General features: G+C 65.7%; 21 protein-coding genes and 1 riboswitch. Of the genes, 7 read left to right on the top strand and 14 right to left on the bottom strand.

Features of this window, described 5'->3' with window-relative positions; translation table 11 throughout:
• Positions 1-63: 63 nt before the first annotated feature.
• From QNO00_RS07285 to QNO00_RS07275, 3 genes are all read right to left on the bottom strand, one after another.
• Positions 64-1,173, bottom strand: a complete 1,110-nt coding sequence (locus QNO00_RS07285; RefSeq protein ID WP_229964638.1) for a BMP family lipoprotein — start codon at positions 1,171-1,173, stop codon at positions 64-66.
• Positions 1,174-1,436: 263 nt separating this feature from the next.
• Positions 1,437-2,603: an amidohydrolase gene (locus QNO00_RS07280; protein ID WP_229965036.1), complete on the bottom strand. Its 1,167-nt coding sequence runs from the start codon at positions 2,601-2,603 to the stop codon at positions 1,437-1,439.
• Positions 2,604-2,720: 117 nt separating this feature from the next.
• Positions 2,721-3,860 (bottom strand): mannose-1-phosphate guanylyltransferase, encoded by a 1,140-nt coding sequence (locus QNO00_RS07275; RefSeq protein WP_229964637.1) that lies wholly within the window; start codon positions 3,858-3,860, stop codon positions 2,721-2,723.
• 261 nt (positions 3,861-4,121) lie between these two features.
• On the opposite strand from QNO00_RS07275, the gene sdhC reads away from it, so the two are divergent.
• The 5 genes from sdhC (at position 4,122) to QNO00_RS07250 (ending at position 8,481) form a co-directional block, all read left to right on the top strand.
• Positions 4,122-4,502: a succinate dehydrogenase, cytochrome b556 subunit gene (gene sdhC / locus QNO00_RS07270; RefSeq protein WP_229964636.1), complete on the top strand. Its 381-nt coding sequence runs from the start codon at positions 4,122-4,124 to the stop codon at positions 4,500-4,502.
• A gap of 3 nt (positions 4,503-4,505) precedes the next feature.
• Complete coding sequence (locus QNO00_RS07265; protein WP_229964635.1) at positions 4,506-4,985, top strand: succinate dehydrogenase hydrophobic membrane anchor subunit; 480 nt, start codon at positions 4,506-4,508, stop codon at positions 4,983-4,985.
• Between the two features lie 76 nt (positions 4,986-5,061).
• Positions 5,062-6,828 (top strand): succinate dehydrogenase flavoprotein subunit, encoded by a 1,767-nt coding sequence (gene sdhA, locus QNO00_RS07260; RefSeq protein ID WP_229964634.1) that lies wholly within the window; start codon positions 5,062-5,064, stop codon positions 6,826-6,828.
• Positions 6,828-7,604 (top strand): succinate dehydrogenase iron-sulfur subunit, encoded by a 777-nt coding sequence (locus tag QNO00_RS07255; RefSeq protein WP_284024092.1) that lies wholly within the window; start codon positions 6,828-6,830, stop codon positions 7,602-7,604. The genes sdhA and QNO00_RS07255 overlap by 1 nt, the downstream gene beginning before the upstream one ends.
• A gap of 112 nt (positions 7,605-7,716) precedes the next feature.
• A complete protein-coding gene (locus tag QNO00_RS07250) occupies positions 7,717-8,481 on the top strand; it encodes an alpha/beta hydrolase family protein (RefSeq protein ID WP_284024091.1) in 765 nt (254 codons plus the stop codon).
• Here QNO00_RS07250 and QNO00_RS07245 read toward each other — a convergent pair.
• The 5 genes from QNO00_RS07245 to QNO00_RS07225 all read right to left on the bottom strand — a co-directional run bounded on the left by QNO00_RS07245 (position 8,478) and on the right by QNO00_RS07225 (position 12,428).
• Positions 8,478-9,056: a 2'-5' RNA ligase family protein gene (locus QNO00_RS07245; RefSeq protein WP_284024090.1), complete on the bottom strand. Its 579-nt coding sequence runs from the start codon at positions 9,054-9,056 to the stop codon at positions 8,478-8,480. The genes QNO00_RS07250 and QNO00_RS07245 overlap by 4 nt on opposite strands.
• Before the next feature lie 3 nt (positions 9,057-9,059).
• Positions 9,060-10,094, bottom strand: coding sequence for a tryptophan--tRNA ligase (trpS, locus tag QNO00_RS07240; protein ID WP_284024089.1), 1,035 nt, complete (start codon positions 10,092-10,094; stop codon positions 9,060-9,062).
• An 11-nt stretch (positions 10,095-10,105) separates the two neighbouring features.
• Complete coding sequence (locus QNO00_RS07235) at positions 10,106-10,954, bottom strand: exodeoxyribonuclease III (protein WP_284024088.1); 849 nt, start codon at positions 10,952-10,954, stop codon at positions 10,106-10,108.
• Positions 10,955-11,047: 93 nt separating this feature from the next.
• The gene (locus QNO00_RS07230; RefSeq protein WP_284024087.1) at positions 11,048-11,563 is read right to left on the bottom strand and encodes a hypothetical protein; all 516 of its coding nucleotides are present in this window, start codon (positions 11,561-11,563) and stop codon (positions 11,048-11,050) included.
• A gap of 112 nt (positions 11,564-11,675) precedes the next feature.
• Complete coding sequence (locus tag QNO00_RS07225; RefSeq protein ID WP_229964627.1) at positions 11,676-12,428, bottom strand: SDR family NAD(P)-dependent oxidoreductase; 753 nt, start codon at positions 12,426-12,428, stop codon at positions 11,676-11,678.
• Positions 12,429-12,618: 190 nt separating this feature from the next.
• Here QNO00_RS07225 and QNO00_RS07220 point away from each other — a divergent pair, with 190 nt between their 5' ends.
• Positions 12,619-13,188 (top strand): O-acetyl-ADP-ribose deacetylase, encoded by a 570-nt coding sequence (locus QNO00_RS07220; RefSeq protein ID WP_284024086.1) that lies wholly within the window; start codon positions 12,619-12,621, stop codon positions 13,186-13,188.
• Here the strand turns inward: QNO00_RS07220 and QNO00_RS07215 are convergent.
• The 5 genes from QNO00_RS07215 to glyA all read right to left on the bottom strand — a co-directional run bounded on the left by QNO00_RS07215 (position 13,151) and on the right by glyA (position 18,183).
• Positions 13,151-13,963: an ABC transporter permease gene (locus QNO00_RS07215; protein ID WP_229964625.1), complete on the bottom strand. Its 813-nt coding sequence runs from the start codon at positions 13,961-13,963 to the stop codon at positions 13,151-13,153. The genes QNO00_RS07220 and QNO00_RS07215 overlap by 38 nt on opposite strands.
• Positions 13,960-14,865, bottom strand: a complete 906-nt coding sequence (locus tag QNO00_RS07210) for an ABC transporter permease (protein WP_229964624.1) — start codon at positions 14,863-14,865, stop codon at positions 13,960-13,962. Before QNO00_RS07210 ends, QNO00_RS07215 begins: the two co-directional genes overlap by 4 nt.
• Complete coding sequence (locus tag QNO00_RS07205) at positions 14,858-15,823, bottom strand: ABC transporter ATP-binding protein (protein WP_229964623.1); 966 nt, start codon at positions 15,821-15,823, stop codon at positions 14,858-14,860. The genes QNO00_RS07210 and QNO00_RS07205 overlap by 8 nt, the downstream gene beginning before the upstream one ends.
• 78 nt (positions 15,824-15,901) lie before the next feature.
• Positions 15,902-16,894 (bottom strand): bifunctional methylenetetrahydrofolate dehydrogenase/methenyltetrahydrofolate cyclohydrolase, encoded by a 993-nt coding sequence (locus tag QNO00_RS07200; RefSeq protein WP_284024085.1) that lies wholly within the window; start codon positions 16,892-16,894, stop codon positions 15,902-15,904.
• A gap of 5 nt (positions 16,895-16,899) precedes the next feature.
• Complete coding sequence (glyA, locus tag QNO00_RS07195) at positions 16,900-18,183, bottom strand: serine hydroxymethyltransferase (RefSeq protein ID WP_502863194.1); 1,284 nt, start codon at positions 18,181-18,183, stop codon at positions 16,900-16,902.
• Between the two features lie 84 nt (positions 18,184-18,267).
• Positions 18,268-18,355, bottom strand: a riboswitch (ZMP/ZTP riboswitch).
• Between the two features lie 127 nt (positions 18,356-18,482).
• On the opposite strand from glyA, the gene QNO00_RS07190 reads away from it, so the two are divergent.
• Positions 18,483-19,559 carry an NAD(P)-binding domain-containing protein gene (locus QNO00_RS07190; RefSeq protein ID WP_284024084.1) on the top strand — a complete coding sequence of 359 codons (1,077 nt, stop codon included), beginning with the start codon at positions 18,483-18,485 and terminating at the stop codon, positions 19,557-19,559.
• A 5-nt stretch (positions 19,560-19,564) separates the two neighbouring features.
• Here QNO00_RS07190 and QNO00_RS07185 read toward each other — a convergent pair whose 3' ends face one another.
• Positions 19,565-20,101 (bottom strand): GNAT family N-acetyltransferase, encoded by a 537-nt coding sequence (locus QNO00_RS07185; RefSeq protein WP_229964620.1) that lies wholly within the window; start codon positions 20,099-20,101, stop codon positions 19,565-19,567.
• Positions 20,102-20,141: the final 40 nt, after the last annotated feature.

Below are 20,141 nucleotides of genomic sequence, written 5' to 3'. Positions count from 1 at the left end.
GCCGTCCGCCCGCTGCAACGCAGCCGGACGAACGGCGGTTCAGGAAAGCTGCCTTACCCCAGACTATTTGGGGCTGGCGGCGGATTCCACTGTGATGTCGCCGGCGATGATCTGAGCCTTGATCTCGTCGACGGCCGTCTTCACATCGTCAGGAACGGCGCTTTCCTGGTCATGGTACGGAGCCAGTGCGACGCCGCCGTTCTCCAGGGTGCCGACGTACGGGGTGGCGTCGAAGTTACCTTCGACGTCGGAGGCGATGACTTCTTCCACTGCCTCGCCCATGAGCTTCATGACCGAGGTCAGGATGAACTCGGTACCCACATCGTTCGTTTCGAAGCCGTCGGAGTCAACCCAGACAACCTTGTTGCTGCCGCCGTTGGCGTTGGCTTCGACGACGGCATCCAGCGTGCCGGAGCCCACCGGGCCGGCAACGGGCATGATGATGTCCGCGCCTTCGTTCAGGAAGTTCTCGGTGGTGGTCTTGCCGGCACCGGTGTCGGTGAAGTTGCCGACGAAGGAACCGGTCTGGTCCGCCTTGTTCCAGCCAAGGAGCTGGACGTCGGCGCTGTTCTCTTCGTTGTAGTACTCCACGCCGTCGGCGAAGCCGTCCATGAAGATGGTGACGGTGGGGATGTTGATGCCGCCGTATGTGGCCACCTTGCCGGTTTCGGAGGTGCCGGCCGCTACGTAGCCGGCCAGGAAGGCAGCCTGAGCCGTGTCGTAGATGATCGGCTTGACGTTATCCAGCTCGATGGTGTTGTCATCGACGATGGCAAAGTTGCTGTCCGGGTTGGCGGTGGCCACTTCCTTGGTCGCGTCAGCCAGGAGGAACCCGACCGTCACGGTGAGGTTGCAGCCTTCGCTGATCATGGAGTCAAGGTTCGGAAGGAAGTCGGTCTCGGACTGCGACTGGGCCTCGGAAACCTCGATGCCGAGGTCCGCCTCGGCGGCCTTCAGGCCCTCGTAGCTGGACTGGTTGAAGGAGCGGTCGTCAAAGCCGCCTTCGTCGGAGACGATGCACGCCCGGAAGTCGCTGTTGGCGTTGGCTGCGCCGGTGGAATCTGCCTCTTCCTCGGGCGCGGCACCGCAGCCGGTAAGCAGGAGTGCCGAGACGCCGAGCATGGCTGCGGAAACGCCTGCGTTGCGCTTGAAGCTGCGCGGGGAGTTCTTCAATGTTCCTCCAGGAATGAAATGGGTGCCACGCGCAGGATTATTCTGTTCGAACGCTCGCGAAGAGCATCCGGGCGTCGCGTGGCGCAGCGCTCCGTCCATCAGTGGACCGCGGCATGCCTATCCTATGGGCTTTCGGCGGCGAGTGTGAGCCAGATAACGCTCTTGGAGGGACATTGTTTACATGTTGTTATTATTTGCAAGCAAATTACGCGGACCGGCGTCGCATGACATCCATCGGTGAAACCCGCAGGCCGCCGCTGAAACTAGTGGCGCAGGCCGCGGGCGGCCCGCACCGCCGCAGCGGCCATGACGCTCACGCCGGAGCTGATGGCCAGTTCATCCGGGTTGTAGTCGCCCCGGTGCAGGTCGAACGTTTCGCCGCCGGGAGTCCGGGTGCCCAGCCGCATCAGGGCGCCGGGAACGGCCTGCGTCATCCAGGCGAAGTCTTCCCCGCCCATCGACTGCGGCGCCAGGACGATGGAGTCCTCCCCCAGTTCGGCCCGGGCAGCGGCTTCGATCAGGCTGGTTTCCGCATCGGTGTTGATGACCGGCGGCACTCCCCTCGTGTGTTCCATCGTGACGTCCACGCGGAAAGGCGCGGCAATCTGCCGAACGACGTCGTCCAGCAGCTCACCGGCCGCGTACCAGGCTTCGGCATCCAGGCAGCGCATGGTGCCGGACATGAAGCCGTGGCCCGGGATCGCGTTGGGCGCGGAGCCTGCGTGCATCTGCCCCCAGACCACCGACACTCCGCTGCGCACGTCGATCCGCCGGGACAGCACGGCGGGGACGCTGACCGCAATCTCGGCCAACGCGAAAACCAGGTCCTCCGTCAGGTGCGGGCGCGACGTGTGTCCGCCCCGGCCCGTGAGCTCGATCCGGATGGTGTCCGAGGCGGAAGTAATGGCTCCAATCCGGGTGCCCACCTGGCCGACGTCGATCCGGGGGTCGCAGTGCAGTGCCACGATGCGCGGCATCCCCTCCAGGACGCCCTGCCGAATGACGCCCAGCGCGCCGCCGGGCATGACTTCCTCAGCGGGCTGGAAGATGATCCGGACCCGGCCGCCGAGGTTGCCCGCGGCGTTCAGCCTGGCAAGGACCTGCGCCACCCCCACCATGACGGTGGTGTGGATGTCGTGGCCGCACGCGTGCGTGATGCCGGTGTTGACCGACGCGTACGGAAGGCCTGTTTCCTCCAGGACCGGCAGGGCGTCGATGTCCGCGCGCAGTCCAATCCGCAGCGGCCCGTCCCCTATGTCCACGTAGGCGCCGGTGCCCTCCAGGCGCACGGGGTGCAGCCCCGCCGAGGCCAGGGCTTCGACAATCCTGTCGGTGGTGCGGAATTCCTTCGTTGACAGTTCCGGGTGCCGGTGCAGGTCCCGCCGGAAAGCGATCAGCTCCCCCAGCAGCGGAGCAACACTTCCGCGCATCGACGGAACCGGGGAGCTGTTCAGTGGGATAGTAGGCACAGCTTCAAGGTTAGCCACTGAGGCTGCTGTTACGGGAACCGTGTGACGATGTTCCGTCCCGCAAGCATCCATCTGCCGTTACAGGACGTCGGTGTCGCCGCTGGCCTTGAGGTGCTCCACTGCCTTTTTTACTTCCTGGGCGTGTTCCTTGGTGGTAACCAGCAGCGCGTCCAGGGTATCGACGATCACCACATCCTCGATGCCGATCAGGGCGATGACGCGCTTGGTGTCGGAAACCACAATGCCGGAGGCATTCTCCGAGTAGACCCGCGCCCCTTCCCCCATGACCGTGAGGTCGCTGTTCTCCGCGGCCGGGTTGAGCCGTCCGATGGCGGCAAAGTCTCCGACGTCGTCCCAGTTGAAGATGCCCGGGATCATGGCCACGTCGCCGGCTGCCGCCGCGGGCTCCGCCACGGCGTAGTCAATGGCAATCTTGGGCAGCGTGGGCCAGATCCGGCGCACCACCTCGCGCCGCGCCGGGGTGTCCCAGGCCTCGGCAATTTCCATCAGGCCGGCATAGAGATCCGGCTCGTTCGCTTCCAGGTGCTTGAGCATCAGGTCCACCGGAGCCACGAACATTCCCGCGTTCCAGCTGTAGCGTCCGTTAGCGAGGTAGGTGCGCGCCACGTCTCCCGAGGGCTTTTCCACGAATTCGACGACGGCGTGTGCGCTGGGGGCCCCGGCGATGTCCAGTTTGTCGCCGGCCCTGATGTACCCGAATCCGGTGGCCGGGTGGGTCGGATGGATGCCGATGGTGACGATGTACCCCTGCGCGGCGGTGTGGATGGCTTCCCGCACGGCGTCCTGGAACACCTCGACCGGAGTGATGACCTGGTCGGCGGCAAAGGACCCCATGATGATGTTCGGATCCCGCTTATAGAGGATGGCCGCGGCAAGACCGATGGCCGCCGCGGAATCCTTCGGCTCCAGCTCCAGCACCAGGTTTTTGCCGGTGATTTCCGGAAGCTGCTTCCGCACTGCCTCGCGGTGCAGCGTTCCCGTGACAACCATGACTCGGTCGCCGCTGAGCGGGCGCAGCCGGTCGTAGGTGGCCCGGATGAGCGTCGAGCCGGAGCCCGTCAGGTCATGAAGGAACTTGGGCGCAGCTGCACGGGACAACGGCCACAGGCGGGTTCCGACGCCGCCGGCGGGGATGACGCCGTAAAAGCGGTCAAAGTCCGCTGAGGAAGGATTAGGGCTTACCTGTTCTGTACTCATCAAAGCCAAGATTAGCCGACGGAGCGGCGAGTCCGCCGGAACCGGGCTTCGTGACTTCTGCCCGGTGCCGCCGCGGAGGGTAATCCGCCCGGCTGGAGGACCCCCGCAGAGTGTAACGAGGGTCACATGATAGGGCGTCCTAAATTGAAAGCGTTCCCGGGGAGACCTAGATTATGCTTGAGCTTATATTGCTGTCGCACCGGCGTCATCACTGCGTGGAAGACACGCCAGCGCCGCTTGCGTTGCAGGGAGGAAAATTCAGTGTCGAAGTTACCAGCAGGCACTCTCTACCGCGGCCGTGAAGGCCAGTGGTCGTGGGTTGCGCATCGCATTACCGGCGTGGTGATCTTCTTCTTCCTTTTGGTCCACGTTTTGGATACCTCACTGGTGCGTGTTTCACCGGAGGCCTACAACGTAGTGATCGGCGCGTACAAGAACCCCATCATGGGCCTCGGCGAACTCGGCCTCGTTGCCGCCATCGTGTTCCACGCCTTTAACGGCGTACGCGTGATCCTGATCGATTTTTGGAAGAAGGGCCCGAAGTACCAGCGCCAGATGCTGTGGAGCGTCGTCGGTCTTTGGGTGATCACGATGATCGGTTTCTCCATTCGCCACCTTCCCATCGTTTTCGGGGGCCACTAAGCCATGAGTACATCAACCAACGAGGCCGTCTCCATCGAGGCTCCGCGCTCCGGCCGGATTTCCCCCAAGTACGCCCGTACCCCGGGCGGCAAAGGCAACTTCGAGATGCTGGCATGGTTGTTCATGCGCATCTCCGGTGCCATCCTGATCGTCCTGATCTTCACGCACCTCTTCGTCAACCTCATGGTGGGCGACGGCATCCACGCAGTGGACTTCGGCTTCGTCGCCGGCAAGTGGGCCAGCCCGCTGTGGCAGGTCTGGGACCTGGTCATGCTGTGGCTTGCCATGCTGCACGGCACCAACGGCGTCCGCGTCATCATCAATGACTACGCTGACAAGAACTCCACCCGGATGGCGTTGAAGAGCATTCTCTACATTGCTTCGCTCGTGATTATCGTGCTCGGCACCCTGGTGATCTTCACCTTCGACCCCTGCCCCGCCGGCGCTCCCACGGAGCTGCTCGCGGACTTCTGCAAGGCGTAACCGCGCACGGTCGCACCCCTGACGGGGTGCGACCACCACGAACGATTCACAAGTTTCAACAGAAAGAGCATCTGCTATGCAGGTCCATAAGTACGACGTCGTTATTGTCGGCGCCGGCGGCGCCGGTATGCGTGCCGCAATCGAATCCGGGCAGCGCGCACGCACGGCGGTACTGACCAAGCTGTACCCCACCCGCTCGCACACTGGTGCAGCGCAGGGCGGCATGTGCGCAGCACTGGCCAACGTCGAAGAAGACAACTGGGAATGGCACACCTTTGACACGGTCAAGGGCGGCGATTACCTGGTCGACCAGGACGCTGCGGAGGTCATGGCCAAAGAGGCCATCGACGCCGTGCTGGACCTGGAAAAGATGGGCCTGCCGTTCAACCGCACGCCCGAAGGCCGCATTGATCAGCGCCGTTTCGGCGGTCACACCCGCGACCACGGCAAGGCACCGGTCCGCCGTGCCTGCTACGCGGCCGACCGCACCGGCCACATGATCCTGCAGACCCTGTACCAAAACTGCGTCAAGCACAACGTGGAGTTCTACAACGAGTACTATGTGCTCGACCTGCTGACGGTCACTGACTCGTTTGGCCAGAAGCGCGTTGCCGGTGTTGTTTCCTACGACCTGGCCAGCGGCGAACTGCACGTCTTCCAGGCCAAGTCCGTGGTCTTCGCCTCCGGCGGCGCGGGCAAGGTCTTCAAGACCACCTCCAACGCGCACACCCTCACCGGTGACGGCATGGGCATCGCGTTCCGCCGCGGCATTCCGCTGGAGGACATGGAGTTCTTCCAGTTCCATCCGACAGGCCTCGCAGGCCTGGGCATCCTGCTTTCCGAAGCAGCCCGCGGCGAAGGCGCGATCCTGCGCAACTCCGAGGGTGAGCGCTTCATGGAGCGTTACGCTCCGACCATCAAGGACCTCGCACCCCGCGACATCGTGGCCCGTTCCATGGCCAATGAGGTCCGCGAAGGCCGCGGTTGCGGCCCGAACAAGGACTACGTCCTCCTGGACCTGACGCACCTGGAGCCGGCGCACATTGACGCCAAGCTCCCGGACATCACCGAGTTCGCCCGCACCTACCTGGGTGTGGAGCCGTACACGGAGCCGGTGCCGGTCTTCCCGACCGCGCACTACGCCATGGGCGGCATCCCGACCAACATCAAGGCCGAGGTGCTGCAGGACAACGACACCGTTATTCCCGGCCTGTATGCCGCCGGCGAAGTGGCCTGCGTTTCGGTGCACGGCTCCAACCGGCTGGGCACCAACTCCCTGCTGGACATCAACGTCTTCGGCAAGCGCGCCGGCATCTATGCCGCCGAGTACGCCCTGACAGCCGATTTCGTTGACCTGCCGGAAGATCCGGAAGCTGCCACCGTCGAGCTGCTGGACCTGGTCCGCAACTCGGAGGGAACGGAACGCGTTGCCGAAATCCGCCGCGACCTGCAGAACACCATGGATGCCAACATGCAGGTGTTCCGCACTGCGGAAACCCTCAACCAGGTCCTGACCGACATTGCCTCCTTCGAAGAGCGGTACCGGAAGATCAGCGTCCAGGACAAGGGCAAGCGCTTCAACCTGGATCTGCTGGAGGCCGTGGAACTGGGCTTCCTGCTGGAACTGGCCAAGGTCATGACCGTGGCGGCGCTGCACCGCGAAGAATCCCGCGGCGGGCACTTCCGCGAGGACTTCCCGGAGCGCGACGACGAAAACTTCATGAAGCATTCAATGGCGTACAAGGTTGACGAAGCCGCCAATGCCGAGAACACAGCGGGCATTCGACTGGACACCAAGCCGGTCATCTTCACGCGCTACGAGCCGATGGTGAGGAAGTACTAATGACAACGGAAATTGCGGAGCCCGCCTCCAAGATTGAACTGCCCGCATCTGTGGGCGGGGAAATTCCCTCCTTCGAGATCACGCTGAAGGTTCGCCGCTACAACCCCGAGGTATCCGACGAAGGATACTGGGACGAGTGGAAGCTGACCATGTACGGCACCGACCGCGTGCTGGATGCCCTGCACAAGGTCAAGTGGGAGCATGACGGTTCCGTCTCCTTCCGCCGTTCCTGCGCCCACGGCGTCTGCGGATCCGATGCCATGCGCATCAACGGCCGCAACCGCCTGGCCTGCAAGACGCTGCTGAAGGACCTGGACACGTCCAAGCCCATCCTCGTGGAACCCATCAAGGGCCTGCCGGTGGAGAAGGACCTGATCGTGGACATGGAGCCGTTCTTCCAGTCCTACCGCGAGATCATGCCGTTCCTGATCACCAAGGGCCACGAGCCCACGAAGGAACGCCTGCAGTCCGCCGAGGACCGTGAGCGGTTCGACGACACCACCAAGTGCATCCTCTGCGCCGCCTGCACGTCCTCGTGCCCGGTGTTCTGGACCGACGGCCAGTACTTTGGTCCGGCCGCCATCGTCAACGCCCACCGCTTCATCTTCGACTCGCGCGACGACGCCGGAGACATGCGCCTGGAGATCCTGAACGACAAGGAAGGCGTGTGGCGCTGCCGCACCACCTTCAACTGCAGCGAAGCCTGCCCGCGCGGCATCCAGGTCACCAAGGCCATTGCCGAGGTCAAGCAGGCCATCCTGAGCCGCTCGGTCTAGTTCCGCCAGGCACCAGCCGGAGGCGGCGTCCACAGTCCATCAAGGGCTGCGGGCGCCGCTTTTTGCTTGCCTTTTTTGCTTGCCCCTTCCGCTCCGCCCGCTAAGGTGAACCATGCCCACGTTCGAATCCGTATCCTTTCCCGGCGTCAACAACACCACGCTCGCCGGCACGCTTGACCTGCCCGACGGCGAAGCCAGGGCTTGGGCGGTGTTCTGCCACGGCTTCACGCTGGGCAAGAACAGCGCTGCCGCGTCGCGGATTTCCAAGGCCCTGGCCGGGCACGGCATCGGCGTCCTGCGCTACGACGCCGCGGGCCTGGGCGGCTCCGGCGGCGCGTGGGAGGACGGCACGTTCAGCACCAAAGTCGCCGACGTCTCCAGCGCCGTCGGCTTCCTGCACGCGCAGGGGCGCAAGGTTTCCCTGCTGATCGGGCATTCCCTCGGCGGAGCGGCGGTCCTCGCCGCGGCCGGAAGCATCCCGGAACTGGACGCCGTGGTGACCATCGGCGCACCCTTCCGGCCTTCCCATGTCATGCACCTCTTCGAAGAGGAGATGCAGACCATCCGGCAGGAGGGATCGGCGCAGGTCGACCTGGGCGGCCGCAGCCTGCAGATCCGGGAGGAGCTGCTGCACGACCTTGCCGCGCAGAACCTGACCGAATGCATCCGCGAGCTGCACCTGCCCCTGCTGGTCATGCACTCCCCCACCGACAACACGGTGGGCATCGACAATGCGAGCGAGATTTTCTCCGTGGCGCGGCATCCCCGGAATTTCATCTCGTTGGAGGGCAGCGACCACCTGATGGTGGACCGCGCCCAGACCAGCCGGGCGGCGGACATCATCGCCGCCTGGGCCGGCGTCTACCTGAGCGCCTAGGCCCGGAGGGGGACTTCCTCGCGGAGCTTCCAGAGCCCGGTCGCATCGTGCTCGTACAGCCCAATGGTGCTCACGGTGAAGCGGGCATCATAGTGGCGCAGGGTCTGCATGGCGCTGTCCATGCCGGCGTCGCTCACGTCGTGGGCCACCGTAACATGGGGATGGTAGGGAAAGGGCAGGTCCCGGGCCAGCGGACCGCTCTGCATTTCCTTGTGCAGGGCGGTGCACTCGTCGTAGCCCTCGTCGAGCTGGAGATAGACCACCGGCGACACCGGCCGGAACGTCGCAGTGCCGCGCAGCGAGACGTCAAACGGGGCGTGCTTGCGGGCCACCCGGCGCACATGCGCAGCGGTTGCTTCCCAGTCGTCGGTCTGCGTGGTGGTCACGACGGTGATGTGTGCCGGGATGACGGCCGCCAGCGGATCTCCGAAGGAGGCCCGAGCCCGGCGCAGCTCGGCTGCCATGGGCTCCGGCACCCCGATCACGATGCCCACGCAGGTGCAGCCGGGCGCGGCCGAACTGCCGTCGACGCCCTCGACGGTGTCTGCCTGGATCATCGGATTCCAAAGAGTCATCGGTCAGACCGCTGTGGAGCCCAAAGGTAGAAAACCTACTTTGCTGTACACATCGGCCAGTGTAGCGGATGCCGTTTCCCGGGCCTTGGCGGCTCCCACAGCCAGGAGACGGTCAAGTTCAGCCGGATCCTCGAGCAGGAACAGGGCCCGTTCGCGGATCGGACGGACATGCTCCGTGACGGCCTCGGCCAGGTCCACCTTGAGGTGGCCGTACATTTTCCCTTCGTACTCCTTCACCAGGGTGTCCACGCTCCGGCCGGTAACCAGCGAGAAAATGGACAGCAGGTTGGAGATGCCGGGCTTGGCCTCGCGGTCGAAGCGGATCTCGGCGCCGTCGTCGGTCACCGCTGACTTGATCCGCTTGGCGATGACCTTGTCCGGATCCAGCAGGTTGATCAGCCCGGCGGGGGACGCCGCCGACTTGGACATCTTCGCCGTCGGGTTCTGCAGGTCGTAGATTTTCGCTGCTTCCTTCTGCACAAACACCTCCGGAATGATGAAGGTGTCGCCGTAGCGGGAGTTGAAGCGCTTGGCCAGGTCACGGCTGAGCTCAACATGCTGGCGCTGGTCTTCGCCCACGGGCACGCCGTGGGGGTTGTACAGCAGGATGTCGGCGACCTGCAGGATCGGGTACGTGAACAGGCCCACGGACGCCGCGTCGGCGCCGAAGCGCTGCTGCTTGTCCTTGAACTGCGTCATCCGGGAAGCTTCGCCGAATCCGGTCAGGCAGTTCAGGACCCAGGCCAGCTGCGCGTGCTCGGGAACCTGGGACTGGACAAACAGGGTGGCCTTGTTCACATCGACGCCGCCGGCGATGTACTGGGCGGCGGTGACGCGGGTGCGCTGGCGCAGGTCCGCCGGGTCCTGCGGCACGGTGATGGCGTGCAGGTCCGGAATGAAGAAGTACGCGTCGTACTCCTCCTGGAGCCGGACCCAGTTCACCAGGGCGCCGAGGTAGTTGCCCAGGTGCAGGGAGTCTGCCGAGGGCTGCATCCCCGAGAGGATGCGCTGGCGGCCGGTGGCGGTGGATGTGCTCATGGTGTTGACCCTCAGAACTGGTAGTCGACCACTACGGGAGCGTGGTCTGAGAAGCGGCTGTCGTAGGTGGCGGCCCGGTCGACGACGGCGGAGACGGCGCGTTCGGCCAGCCCGGGCGTGGCCAGCTGGTAGTCGATGCGCCAACCGCTGTCGTTGTCGAAGGCCTGACCGCGCCAGGACCACCAGGTGTACGGGCCGGGAACGTCGCCGGCAAGCTTGCGGGCCACGTCCGTGTAGCCGATCTCGTCGCTGAAGAACCGGTCAAAGTAGGCGCGTTCCTCGGGGAGGAAGCCGGCGCGCTTGACGTTGCCCTTCCAGTTCTTAATGTCCAGGGGCGTGTGCCCGACGTTGAGGTCGCCCACCAGCAGGACAAAGTCGCTCTGCTGCTTCAGCGCGGGCAGCCGTTCGGTCATGACGTCCAGGAAACGATACTTGTCGACCTGCTTGGGGGTGTCCACCTCGCCGGAATGGACGTAGGCGCTCACCACCGTCAGCAGCTTTTCGGCGCCGTCAACCGGCACCTTGAAGTCGGCTTCGACCCAGCGGCCGGAGAGCGCAAAGTAGTCGTCACCGATGTGCTCGCGGGTGGCCACGGGGGCGATCCTGGAGGCGATGGCCACCCCGGCGCGGCCCTTGGCTTCAGCTTCGGCGTGCAGGATCTGCCAGTCGTCGCCGAGAAGTTCCCGGACCACGGCGTCGGGGGCGCGGACTTCCTGCAGGCAGAGGATGTCGACCTCCCGCTCCGCCAGCCAGTCGGCCATCCCGCGCTTGTAGGCGGCGCGGATGCCGTTCACGTTCACCGTTGCAATGCGCAGCGTCTTTGCCGGACCGGCGGCTTCTCCTGCTGATGCCAAACTCACGCGAATAACCATACTCCTCAGTAGCATGCGGTTCATCTTGGAGCGCGGGCCGCAGAGGGTCCGCGCGGGCGGTGCTGGGGCGGGGGTGCGGTGCTAGTCCACCAGGGTGCCCTCGACCGGGCCGCCGTCGTCCTTCTTGATCATGGAGCGTGCGTTGTGGGAGGTAATCTCAATGGTTTCCAGGGCCCGGCTGACCTGGTCTTCGTCCTTGCCGAGGTTCTCCCGGATCACGCGGGACTGCACCTGGACGATTTTGAAGCTGTGGTCCAGCTTCTGGTCGCGGATGGTGGTGGCCTCGTCAACGACCTGCACGGCGGGAGCGCCGCCGGCCGCCCGGGTGAGGTTGTCCTGCGCTTCGGCAAGCTTCGCGCCGGCCTTGCGGGCAGCTCCGCGGACACTGAAGACCACGAAGGCAAACAGGCACAGCCAGCCCAGCGAGATGATGACGACCAGCCACCCCACGACGTCGTTCTCGTTCGCCGCAAACACCACGGCCACAAGGAACACAAGCAGCATGAGGGTCATGCCGAAGGTAGCCATTTTCTGGCTTACTCCACGGCGGGCTTTGGACGAGGGCTGCGGCATTTTGCCGTTGGGGAGCGACTGCATGGCTTCATTGTCTCAAACTCGGAGCCCAGCCGTTAAAACGTCCTCCCGAGGCGAAATCGAAGTACCCGAAGCCCCGGAGGTCCCTCGGCAAAACGGCTCGACGGCGGCCGGCCTATTGCGTGGTGTAGGCACCGTCCACTGCGTACTGGGCGCCGGTGACAAAGGCCGCGCGGTCCGACAGCAGGAACAGGACCACCTGCGCCACCTCGTCTGCGGTACCCAGCCTTCCCGCCGGATGCATTCGCACCAGCGCGGCGTAGACCTCCCCCGGCAGCGCTTCGAGCAGCGGGGTGTCGATGTAGCCCGGATGCACTGAATTGATGCGGATGCCCTGGTCCGCGTAACCCAGCGCGGCGGCGCGGGTCATCCCCGTCACCCCGTGCTTGGCCGTGACGTACGGGACGGCGGTCCCGGATCCGACCATGCCCAGGATGGAGGACGTGTTCACGATCGCGCCGCCGCCGGCCTTCAGCATTTCCGGGATCTGGTAGTACATCCCGTAGAACACCGAGTTGAGGTTGACGTCAATGACGCGCCGGTAGCCTTCGAGGTCTATTTCGGTGAGCAGGCCGAGCGGGCCGCTGATGCCGGCGTTGTTGAAGGCCAGGTGCAGGCCGCCGAACTCATTGACGGCAGTGGCCACCGCTCCCTTCACGTCCTCGGCGCTGCCGACGTCACCGACCGAGGGTGCTGCGGTTCCGCCGGCCGCCGAGATCTCGTTCACCACGGCCTGTGCCGCTTCCAGGTCGACGTCGTTGACCACCACCCTGGCGCCTTCCGCCGCCAGCGCGATTGCCGCTGCCTTGCCGATCCCCGATCCCGCGCCCGTGACGAGGGCGGTCTTTCCCGCGAATTGATCAGCCATGGCAAACTCCTCCGGTTCCGCCCGGTGCTGCGGGCGTGATGCTGGCGTGTGCTTCGGCGGTCCGGCACACGGCGGCGCCCTTTCGTCCCATGATCCCGTTCCGCCTGCGGTTGCGGAAGGCAGCGGCGCAGCTGCACCGGGTTCAGAGGGGAACTGGCGGGCCCGGCCGAACCGGTGGAAGACTGGCCGCATGCAGATTCACATCACCGCCGGAGACATTACCGCCAGCACAGCCGACGCCATCGTGAACGCCGCCAATTCCTCACTGCTTGGCGGCGGCGGCGTGGACGGCGCCATCCACCGCGCCGCGGGACCGGCCCTGCTGGCAGCCTGCCGGGAGCTGCGGTCAGGGACCTGGGCGCAGGGCCTGCCCACCGGCGAGGCTGCGGCCACCCCGGGTTTCGACCTTCCTGCCCGCTGGGTCATCCATACGGTTGGCCCGAACGCCCGCGCCGGGGAAACCGATCCGGCGCTGCTGGCCTCCTGCTTCCGGCGGGCGCTGGACATCGCCGAGGAGCTCGGCGCCGAGACCGTGGCCTTTCCCGCCATCAGCGCCGGCGTTTACGGCTGGAACCCGGCGACGGTGGCCCGGGTGGGGCTGAGCACGGTCCGGGACTATCCGGCCCGCACCGTTCGGTCGGTGGACTTCGTGCTCTTTGGCGCCGCCACCGAGCAGATCTTCCGGTCCGTGTGGCAGGAGCTGTCCGCTGCTTCAGGCACCGTTACTTCAGGAACAGGACCCGAAGACGCCGGGTCGTGACCACCAGCCCCAGCCCGATCATCACCACGAAGTACAGCAGGTGTCCCGCGGTGGACCAGGTCAGCAGCCCCACGCTGAGTTGGCGCATCATTTCCACCCCGTGCCACAGCGGCAGCGCCTGGATCACCCACTGGACGCCCCCGGGGTACACGCTCAGCGGATAGAAGGTCGCGGAGAACAGGAACATGGGCAGCATGACAAAGTTCACCCACTCCAGCTGCTGAAAGGTCTTCATGCAGCTGGTGATCGCCATGCCGAAGGAGGCAAAGCCGAAGGCCACCACCACGGCGGCGGGAATCATGAGCAGCGCCCAAGGAGAGGTCACAAGGCCCATGGCCGCCATGACGGCCGTGAAGCCGGTGGCGTACATGGCCCCGCGCAGCAGGGCAAGCAGGATTTCCCCGAGCGCGACGTCTAACGGGCCCAGCGACGTGGCGAGCATGCCTTCGTAGAGCTTGGCGTAATTCAGCTTGAAGAACACGTTCATGGTGGAGTCATAGACGGCACCGTTCATCGCGGAGACGGCCAGCAGCGCCGGGGCAATGTAGTTGGCGTACCCGATCTGTTCGCCTCCCGGGCCGGCAACAGTGCCAATCAGGGATCCCAATCCAATGCCCATGGCCATCAGATAGAGCACCGGTTCCACGAATCCGCTGATCATGATTGACCAGTTGCTCCCCCAGGTGGCTTTGAGCCCGCGGGCAAAGACGGCACGGATGTTGCGGGCATAGAGTGAGCCCAAAAAGCGGTCAGCCGGCTCCAGCTGCGTCGTCATTTTCCCAACCTTCGAGTGAAGTTCCGGCGCGCCAGGATCCAGCCGACCAGGGCCAGGAGCAGCAAATACGCCACGTGCACAGCGGTCAGCGCCGGCGGTTCGGCGTAGCCGTAGCTGAGGACCCGGCCGAGCTCGGTGGAGTGCCACAGCGGAGAAATCCAGCCGATCCAGCGGATGGCCCCGGGCAGGGCATCCAGCGGAAAGAAGGTGCCGGAGAACAGGAACAGCGGCATCACAATGAAGCGCTGCACCATGGCGAACTGCCCCTTGTCTTGCTCCAGCGACGCGCTGAAGGCCAGCAGGGGCAGCCCGAAGGCCACGCCGCCGAGAATCGCGGTGAAAATCATCAGCCAGCCGGTGCCCGGCTGCTCCACTGCGCCGAAGAGCAGCAGGAACACAAAGTACGGGGCGGTGGTAATCAGCATCCGGACCGAGAATCCGATCAGGTGCCCGTCCACCAGCTGGTTACTGGACAGCGGCGACGCGTTGGGACCGTAGTAGGTGCGTTGCCAGCGGAAGCCGCCCATCACCATGTAGGTGTTTTCTTCGGTCGACACCATGATGGCGGCGGTGGCCAGCAGGGCCGGTGCCACGAAGACGAGGTAGGAGACTGTGGTCCCGTTGCCGGCGTCGAACGCCGCATCGCCGCTGTCCACCAGCGACGCCAGCCCCACGCCCATGCCAAAGAGGTACACCAGAGGGGTGCCCACCGCCGTCATGAGCACGGTCCAGCCGTAGCCGCGCATGCGCCTGATCCAGTGCTCGGCATAGTAGATGGCGCCGAAGCGCTTCGCCCGGGCAGCTGTCTGCTCCGGGGTCAGCGGAGAACGCAGACCAAGCACGGCATCCCGGTTTGTCCCCGCTTCCCCCACCGGCGCGCCTGATGGCTGCCGCTCAGTCAACGAGGCTCCGTCCGGTGAGCCGGAGGAACACGTCCTCCAGGGAGGAGCGGCGCACCAGCGAGGTAATGGGGCGCAGCCCGCGGGAGCTGACCGCTTCCAGGGCGGCCTCGCCGTCGTCTGCGTAGATCAGGACGCGGTCCGGGAGGGTTTCGAGGCGGTCCCCGATTCCCTGCAGTTCGCCTGCCACCGTGGTGTTGCGCTCGGAACCAAAGCGCAGTTCCAGCACCTCCCGGGTGGAGTACTCACGGATCAGGGCGGCAGGAGATCCTTCCGCCATGATCCTTCCCTTGTCCACCACAACCAGGCGGTCGCAGAGCTGCTCGGCCTCGTCCATGTAGTGGGTGGTCAGGATCAGTGTGACGCCGGCTTCCTTCAGCCGGAACAACCGGTCCCAGAGGATATGCCGTGCCTGCGGGTCCAGTCCCGTGGTGGGTTCATCCAGCAGCAGGATCTTGGGGTCGTTGATGAGCGACCGGGCGATGGTCAGCCGCCGCTTCATTCCGCCGGAGAGGGATTCCAACTTGGCCTTGGCCTTGTCGGTGAGCTGGGCGAATTCCAGCAGCTCGTCCGCCTTGGGGCCCAGATAGCTCTTGGGCAGGCCGAAGTACCGGCCGTAGGCCAGGAGGTTCTCACGCACGCGCAGGTCTTCATCAAGGTTGTCCTGCTGCGGCACCACCCCCAGGTGGGCGCGCACCTCGGGTCCGTACCGGTCCGGGTCCAGTCCCATGACGGTGAGGTCCCCGGAGGAGCGCGATGACACGCCGCCGATCATTTTCATGGTGGTGGACTTGCCGGCGCCGTTGGGGCCGAGGAGCCCGAAGGACTCCCCCGCCGGGACGTCGAAGCTGATCCCGTCCACGGCGGCAAAATCGCCGTAGGTTTTGCGGAGGTTCCGGGCGGAGATGACGGTTGAGGAGGCGGTCCTGGGGACAGTTGCGGTCGGTGTGATCTGCGGCACAGCAACAGCCTAGTGCAAAGATGAAGACCCCGCGGAACAGGGCGTCCGCGGGGCCTTCCGGAGGTGCTCGGGACGTGCCTAGGGAAGGATCCCGGCGGCGCGCTCCGCGGCTTCCACCACGTTGGAGAGCAGCATGGCCCGGGTCATCGGGCCCACTCCCCCGGGATTCGGGGAGATCCAGGATGCGACGTCGGCCGCGGCCTTCTCCACGTCACCGGTGAGGGTGGTTTTGCCGGTGTCCGGATCGGTGACCCGGGTGACTCCGACGTCGAGCACGATGGCTCCGGGCTTGAGGTCCTCGGCCTTGATCATTTCCGGGAATCCGGCAGCGGCCACCACCACGTCGGCGGCGCGCAGGTGCTCCAGCAGGTCCACGGTTCCGGTGTGCGCGAGCGTCACTGTGGCGTTGATCGGCCGGCGGGTCAGCAGCAGGCCCAGCGGCCGGCCCACCGTCACGCCGCGGCCCACCACGAGAACGTTCTTGCCGGTGAGCGAGATGCCGTTGCGCACCAGCAGCTGCACGATCCCGTGCGGGGTGCAGGGCAGCGGCGAGGTCATGGGTTCGCTGACGTTGAGGACCAGGCGTCCCAGGTTCACCGGGTGCAGGCCGTCGGCATCCTTTTCCGGGGCGATCCGTTCCAGGATGGCGTTGGTGTCGATCTGCGCCGGCAGCGGCAGCTGGACGATGTAACCGGTGGTGCCGGGGTCGGCATTCAGCTCGTCGATCACCTTTTCCAGGTCTTCCTGGCTGATGTCCTCCGGCAGGTCCCGGCGGACCGAGTTGATGCCCACTTGAGCGCAGTCCTTGTGCTTGCCGCCCACGTAGGAGTGCGAGGCCGGATCCTCACCCACCAGCACGGTTCCCAGTCCCGGAGTGATGCCGTATTCGTCCTTCAGGACCGCGACGCGCTGCGCCAGTTCGTCCTTGATGTCCTTGGCAGCCTTGCGGCCGTCGAGGATCCGGGCGGCGACCGGGGTGCCGAAGTCGGTCCGTTCCTTCTTCTCCCAGCCGAGGTTCACGCCGTTCTCCAAGCTGTCCTTCGTGCCTTCCATGTTGCTTCCCTTCTCCATGCTCGTTACCACTCTTCCTGTCCCGGATACAGCGGGAAATTCTCGGCCAGCGCGGTGACCCGCGCCCGCAGTGCGTCGACGTCGGGGGCCGGTTTCAGTGTCGCGGCAATGATCTCCGCCACCTCGGTGAACTCCTGTGCCCCAAAGCCGCGGGTGGCCAGGGCCGGGGTGCCGATCCGCAGCCCGGAAGTAACCATCGGCGGGCGCGGATCGAACGGTACCGAGTTGCGGTTCACGGTGATGCCCACGGAGTGCAGCAGGTCCTCGGCCTGCTTTCCGTCCAGCGCCGAGTGGCGCAGGTCCACCAGGATGAGGTGCACATCGGTGCCCCCGGTGAGGACTGACACCCCGTTTCCGGCGACGTCTGCGGCGTTCAGGCGGTCCGCAATGATCCGGGCGCCCTCGAGGATGCGTTCCTGGCGTTCCCGGAATTCCTCTGAGCCGGCAATCTTGAACGCCACGGCCTTGGCAGCGATGACGTGCATCAGCGGGCCGCCCTGCTGGCCGGGGAAGACGGCCGAATTCAGCTTCTTCCCGAACTGCTCCTTGGCCAGGATGATGCCCGAACGCGGACCGGCGAGGGTCTTGTGCACGGTGGAGGTCACGACGTCGGAGGCCGGCACCGGGTTCGGGTGCAGGCCGGCGGCCACGAGGCCGGCAAAGTGTGCCATGTCGGTCCACAGGAGCGCACCGACCTCATCGGCGACGGAGCGGAACGCGTCAAAGTCCAGCTGCCGCGGATAGGCGGACCAGCCGGCGACGATAACCTGCGGGCGCTCCGCGAGGGCCTGCTCGCGGACCTTGTCCATGTCCACCCGGCAGGTGTCCTCATCCACCCCGTAGGCGGCCACTTCGTACAGCTTGCCGGAGAAATTCAGCTTCATGCCGTGGGTCAGGTGGCCGCCGTGGGCGAGGTTCAGTCCCATCAGCTTGTCGCCGGGCGACATCATCGCGGCAAGGGCAGCGGCGTTCGCGGAGGCTCCGGAATGCGGCTGGACATTGGCGAACTCGGCGCCGAACAGGGCTTTCACCCGCTGGATCGCCAGGTTCTCGGCGACATCGACGTGCTCGCAGCCCCCGTAGTAGCGGCGGCCCGGATATCCCTCGGCATATTTGTTCGTCAGGACGGAGCCCTGGGCTTCCAGGACTGACCGCGGGGCGAAGTTCTCCGACGCGATCATTTCCAGCGTGTTGCGCTGGCGAGCCAGCTCGTCGTTCAGGACGGCGGCGATTTCCGGATCGACGTCGGACAATTTGGCGTCAGTCACGGGCTGGGTGGACAGTCTCACAAGGATCTCCTGAGGAAGGGGTTCTATGGGTCAGGCTACCTGCCGGCACCCCCGGAGATCCGGGCATGACGAACAGAAGGCGTGACCGTCGGCCCAGGCGTGCGATCCGTGGTCTGTGGTGCTTCGCCGCTCCCTGGTGGTGACCCACCCAACGCCAGTTGCGACATATCGATCGTACCGGATGAGCGCTGCCGGATGCCGGTGCGGCGGAATAGGTTCCGGGGGCGGGCGGGTTGTACCAGGTGCGCACGGAGCGGAACCGAGCGGAACCAGTCGGAATTGACGAAGAGGGCAGGGCGATGGGGCAGGACCAAGCGGACGGCGTCGAAGTGGAGGTCGCCGTCATCGGTGCCGGACAGGCCGGGCTGAGCGCCGCCTACTATCTGCAGCGCCGCGGCCTGGCGGCGGGGTCCGGTTTTGTCGTGCTGGATGCCAACGAAGGACCCGGCGGTGCCTGGCGCCACCGCTGGGATTCGCTGACCCTCGGCTCCGTCCACGGAATCCACGACCTGCCCCGTTCGCCGCTGGGCACCCCGAATCCCCGGGAACCGGCGTCGTCGGTCGTGACCCGCTATTACGGCGACTATGAAACCGAGTTCGGGCTGCACGTGCAGCGGCCGGTCCGCGTGCACCGGGTCTCCCCCGCAGGGAAGGGGAGGCTGCGCCTCGAAACCAGCGGTGGCTCCTGGCGGGCGCGGGCGGTCATCAATGCCACGGGAACCTGGGACAAGCCGCACTGGCCGTCCTATCCGGGGCGGGAGAACTTCGGCGGAACCCAGCTGCACACCCACGACTTCAGCAGCGCCGCGGATTTCGCCGGCCGCCGCGTCCTGGTGGTGGGCGGCGGAACGTCTGCGGTGCAGTTCCTGCTGCAGCTGCACGACGCCGGTGCCCGCACCATCTGGTCCACCCGCAGGCCGCCCGACTTCACCCGCACGCCCTTTGACGCGGACTGGGGCCGGGACGTCGAGCGGCAGGTCAGCGAGCGCACACGGGCCGGGCTTCCCCCGCTCAGCGTCGTGGCCGCGACAAAACTGCCGCTGACCGCCGCCTATCAGCAAGGGATCGACGACGGCGTCCTCGTCTCCCGCGGTCCGCTTTCCCGAATCACCGCGGACGGGGCGGTCTTCGCCGACGGCAGCACAGCCGAAGCCGACGTTATTCTCTGGGCCACCGGGTTCCGTGCTTCGCTGGATCATCTCGCTCCCCTGCACCTGCGGGAGCCCGGGGGCGGCATCCGCATGGACGGTCCCCGCGTACAGAAGCTGCCGCAGCTGTTCCTGGTGGGCTACGGAGAGTCTTCCTCTACGCTCGGCGCCACCCGGGCGGGACGGGCGGCGGCGACGGCTGCACTGGAGCTGCTCGGAACGGGCTAGGCGGCTTACTCCACGTCCTCCCAGTCGAACCCCGTCAGGGTCCCCTGTTCCCAGTCGCTGCGCAGCATCGCGTAGGTGACCGAGGCGATCCGGCCGCCGTCGTCCAGCAGCCAGTCATCGCGGTAGTGGGCTTCCTTCAGGAACCCCGACCGGAGGAAGGTCTTGCGCATGGCCGTGTTGTCTTCACGCGTCCGGCCGGCAAACCGGTTAGCCGCCGGCCGGTCGGCAAAGACCAACCCGGTCAGGGCCTGCAGCACCGGCACCCCTGCGCCGTGCCCGCGGGCTTCCTCCAACAACCGCAGGTCGAAGGTGGGGCACTGGCTTTCCAGCCGCTCCACGATGACCAGGCCGAGCCGGCGGTTGTCGCCGTAGACCCAGTAGGTGCAGACGCCGTCGGCTTCAAAGCGCCCGTCCACAATCAGCTGACGCACCAGCTCCTCGGAAGGCGCCGTGATGCGGTGGTACGGAAAGCTGTTGGTGGTCAGGAACTTGACCAGCTCTTCGTCGTCCCTGTCAGAGAGCGGCATGAAGGTTACGTCCATTTTCTTAGCCTAAGGGAGCCCCTGTCCGGCAGGTAACCTT

It is taken from the genome of Arthrobacter sp. zg-Y1219, from assembly GCF_030125545.1.
GTDB lineage: Bacteria > Actinomycetota > Actinomycetes > Actinomycetales > Micrococcaceae > Arthrobacter_B.
This window is presented reverse-complemented; position numbering and strand designations above follow the sequence as displayed.

What these genes read in the sequence shown, in the direction of transcription:
- QNO00_RS07280 (WP_229965036.1), bottom strand. Translation starts at nt 2,603, where the DNA reads ATGCGCGGAAGTGTTGCTCCGCTGCTGGGGGAGCTGATCGCTTTCCGG.
- QNO00_RS07275 (WP_229964637.1), bottom strand. Translation starts at nt 3,860, where the DNA reads ATGAGTACAGAACAGGTAAGCCCTAATCCTTCCTCAGCGGACTTTGAC.
- QNO00_RS07265 (WP_229964635.1), top strand. Translation starts at nt 4,506, where the DNA reads ATGAGTACATCAACCAACGAGGCCGTCTCCATCGAGGCTCCGCGCTCC.
- sdhA (WP_229964634.1), top strand. Translation starts at nt 5,062, where the DNA reads ATGCAGGTCCATAAGTACGACGTCGTTATTGTCGGCGCCGGCGGCGCC.
- QNO00_RS07255 (WP_284024092.1), top strand. Translation starts at nt 6,828, where the DNA reads ATGACAACGGAAATTGCGGAGCCCGCCTCCAAGATTGAACTGCCCGCA.
- QNO00_RS07250 (WP_284024091.1), top strand. Translation starts at nt 7,717, where the DNA reads ATGCCCACGTTCGAATCCGTATCCTTTCCCGGCGTCAACAACACCACG.
- QNO00_RS07245 (WP_284024090.1), bottom strand. Translation starts at nt 9,056, where the DNA reads ATGACTCTTTGGAATCCGATGATCCAGGCAGACACCGTCGAGGGCGTC.
- trpS (WP_284024089.1), bottom strand. Translation starts at nt 10,094, where the DNA reads ATGAGCACATCCACCGCCACCGGCCGCCAGCGCATCCTCTCGGGGATG.
- QNO00_RS07230 (WP_284024087.1), bottom strand. Translation starts at nt 11,563, where the DNA reads ATGCAGTCGCTCCCCAACGGCAAAATGCCGCAGCCCTCGTCCAAAGCC.
- QNO00_RS07225 (WP_229964627.1), bottom strand. Translation starts at nt 12,428, where the DNA reads ATGGCTGATCAATTCGCGGGAAAGACCGCCCTCGTCACGGGCGCGGGA.
- QNO00_RS07220 (WP_284024086.1), top strand. Translation starts at nt 12,619, where the DNA reads ATGCAGATTCACATCACCGCCGGAGACATTACCGCCAGCACAGCCGAC.
- QNO00_RS07215 (WP_229964625.1), bottom strand. Translation starts at nt 13,963, where the DNA reads ATGACGACGCAGCTGGAGCCGGCTGACCGCTTTTTGGGCTCACTCTAT.
- QNO00_RS07200 (WP_284024085.1), bottom strand. Translation starts at nt 16,894, where the DNA reads ATGGAGAAGGGAAGCAACATGGAAGGCACGAAGGACAGCTTGGAGAAC.
- QNO00_RS07190 (WP_284024084.1), top strand. Translation starts at nt 18,483, where the DNA reads ATGGGGCAGGACCAAGCGGACGGCGTCGAAGTGGAGGTCGCCGTCATC.
- QNO00_RS07185 (WP_229964620.1), bottom strand. Translation starts at nt 20,101, where the DNA reads ATGGACGTAACCTTCATGCCGCTCTCTGACAGGGACGACGAAGAGCTG.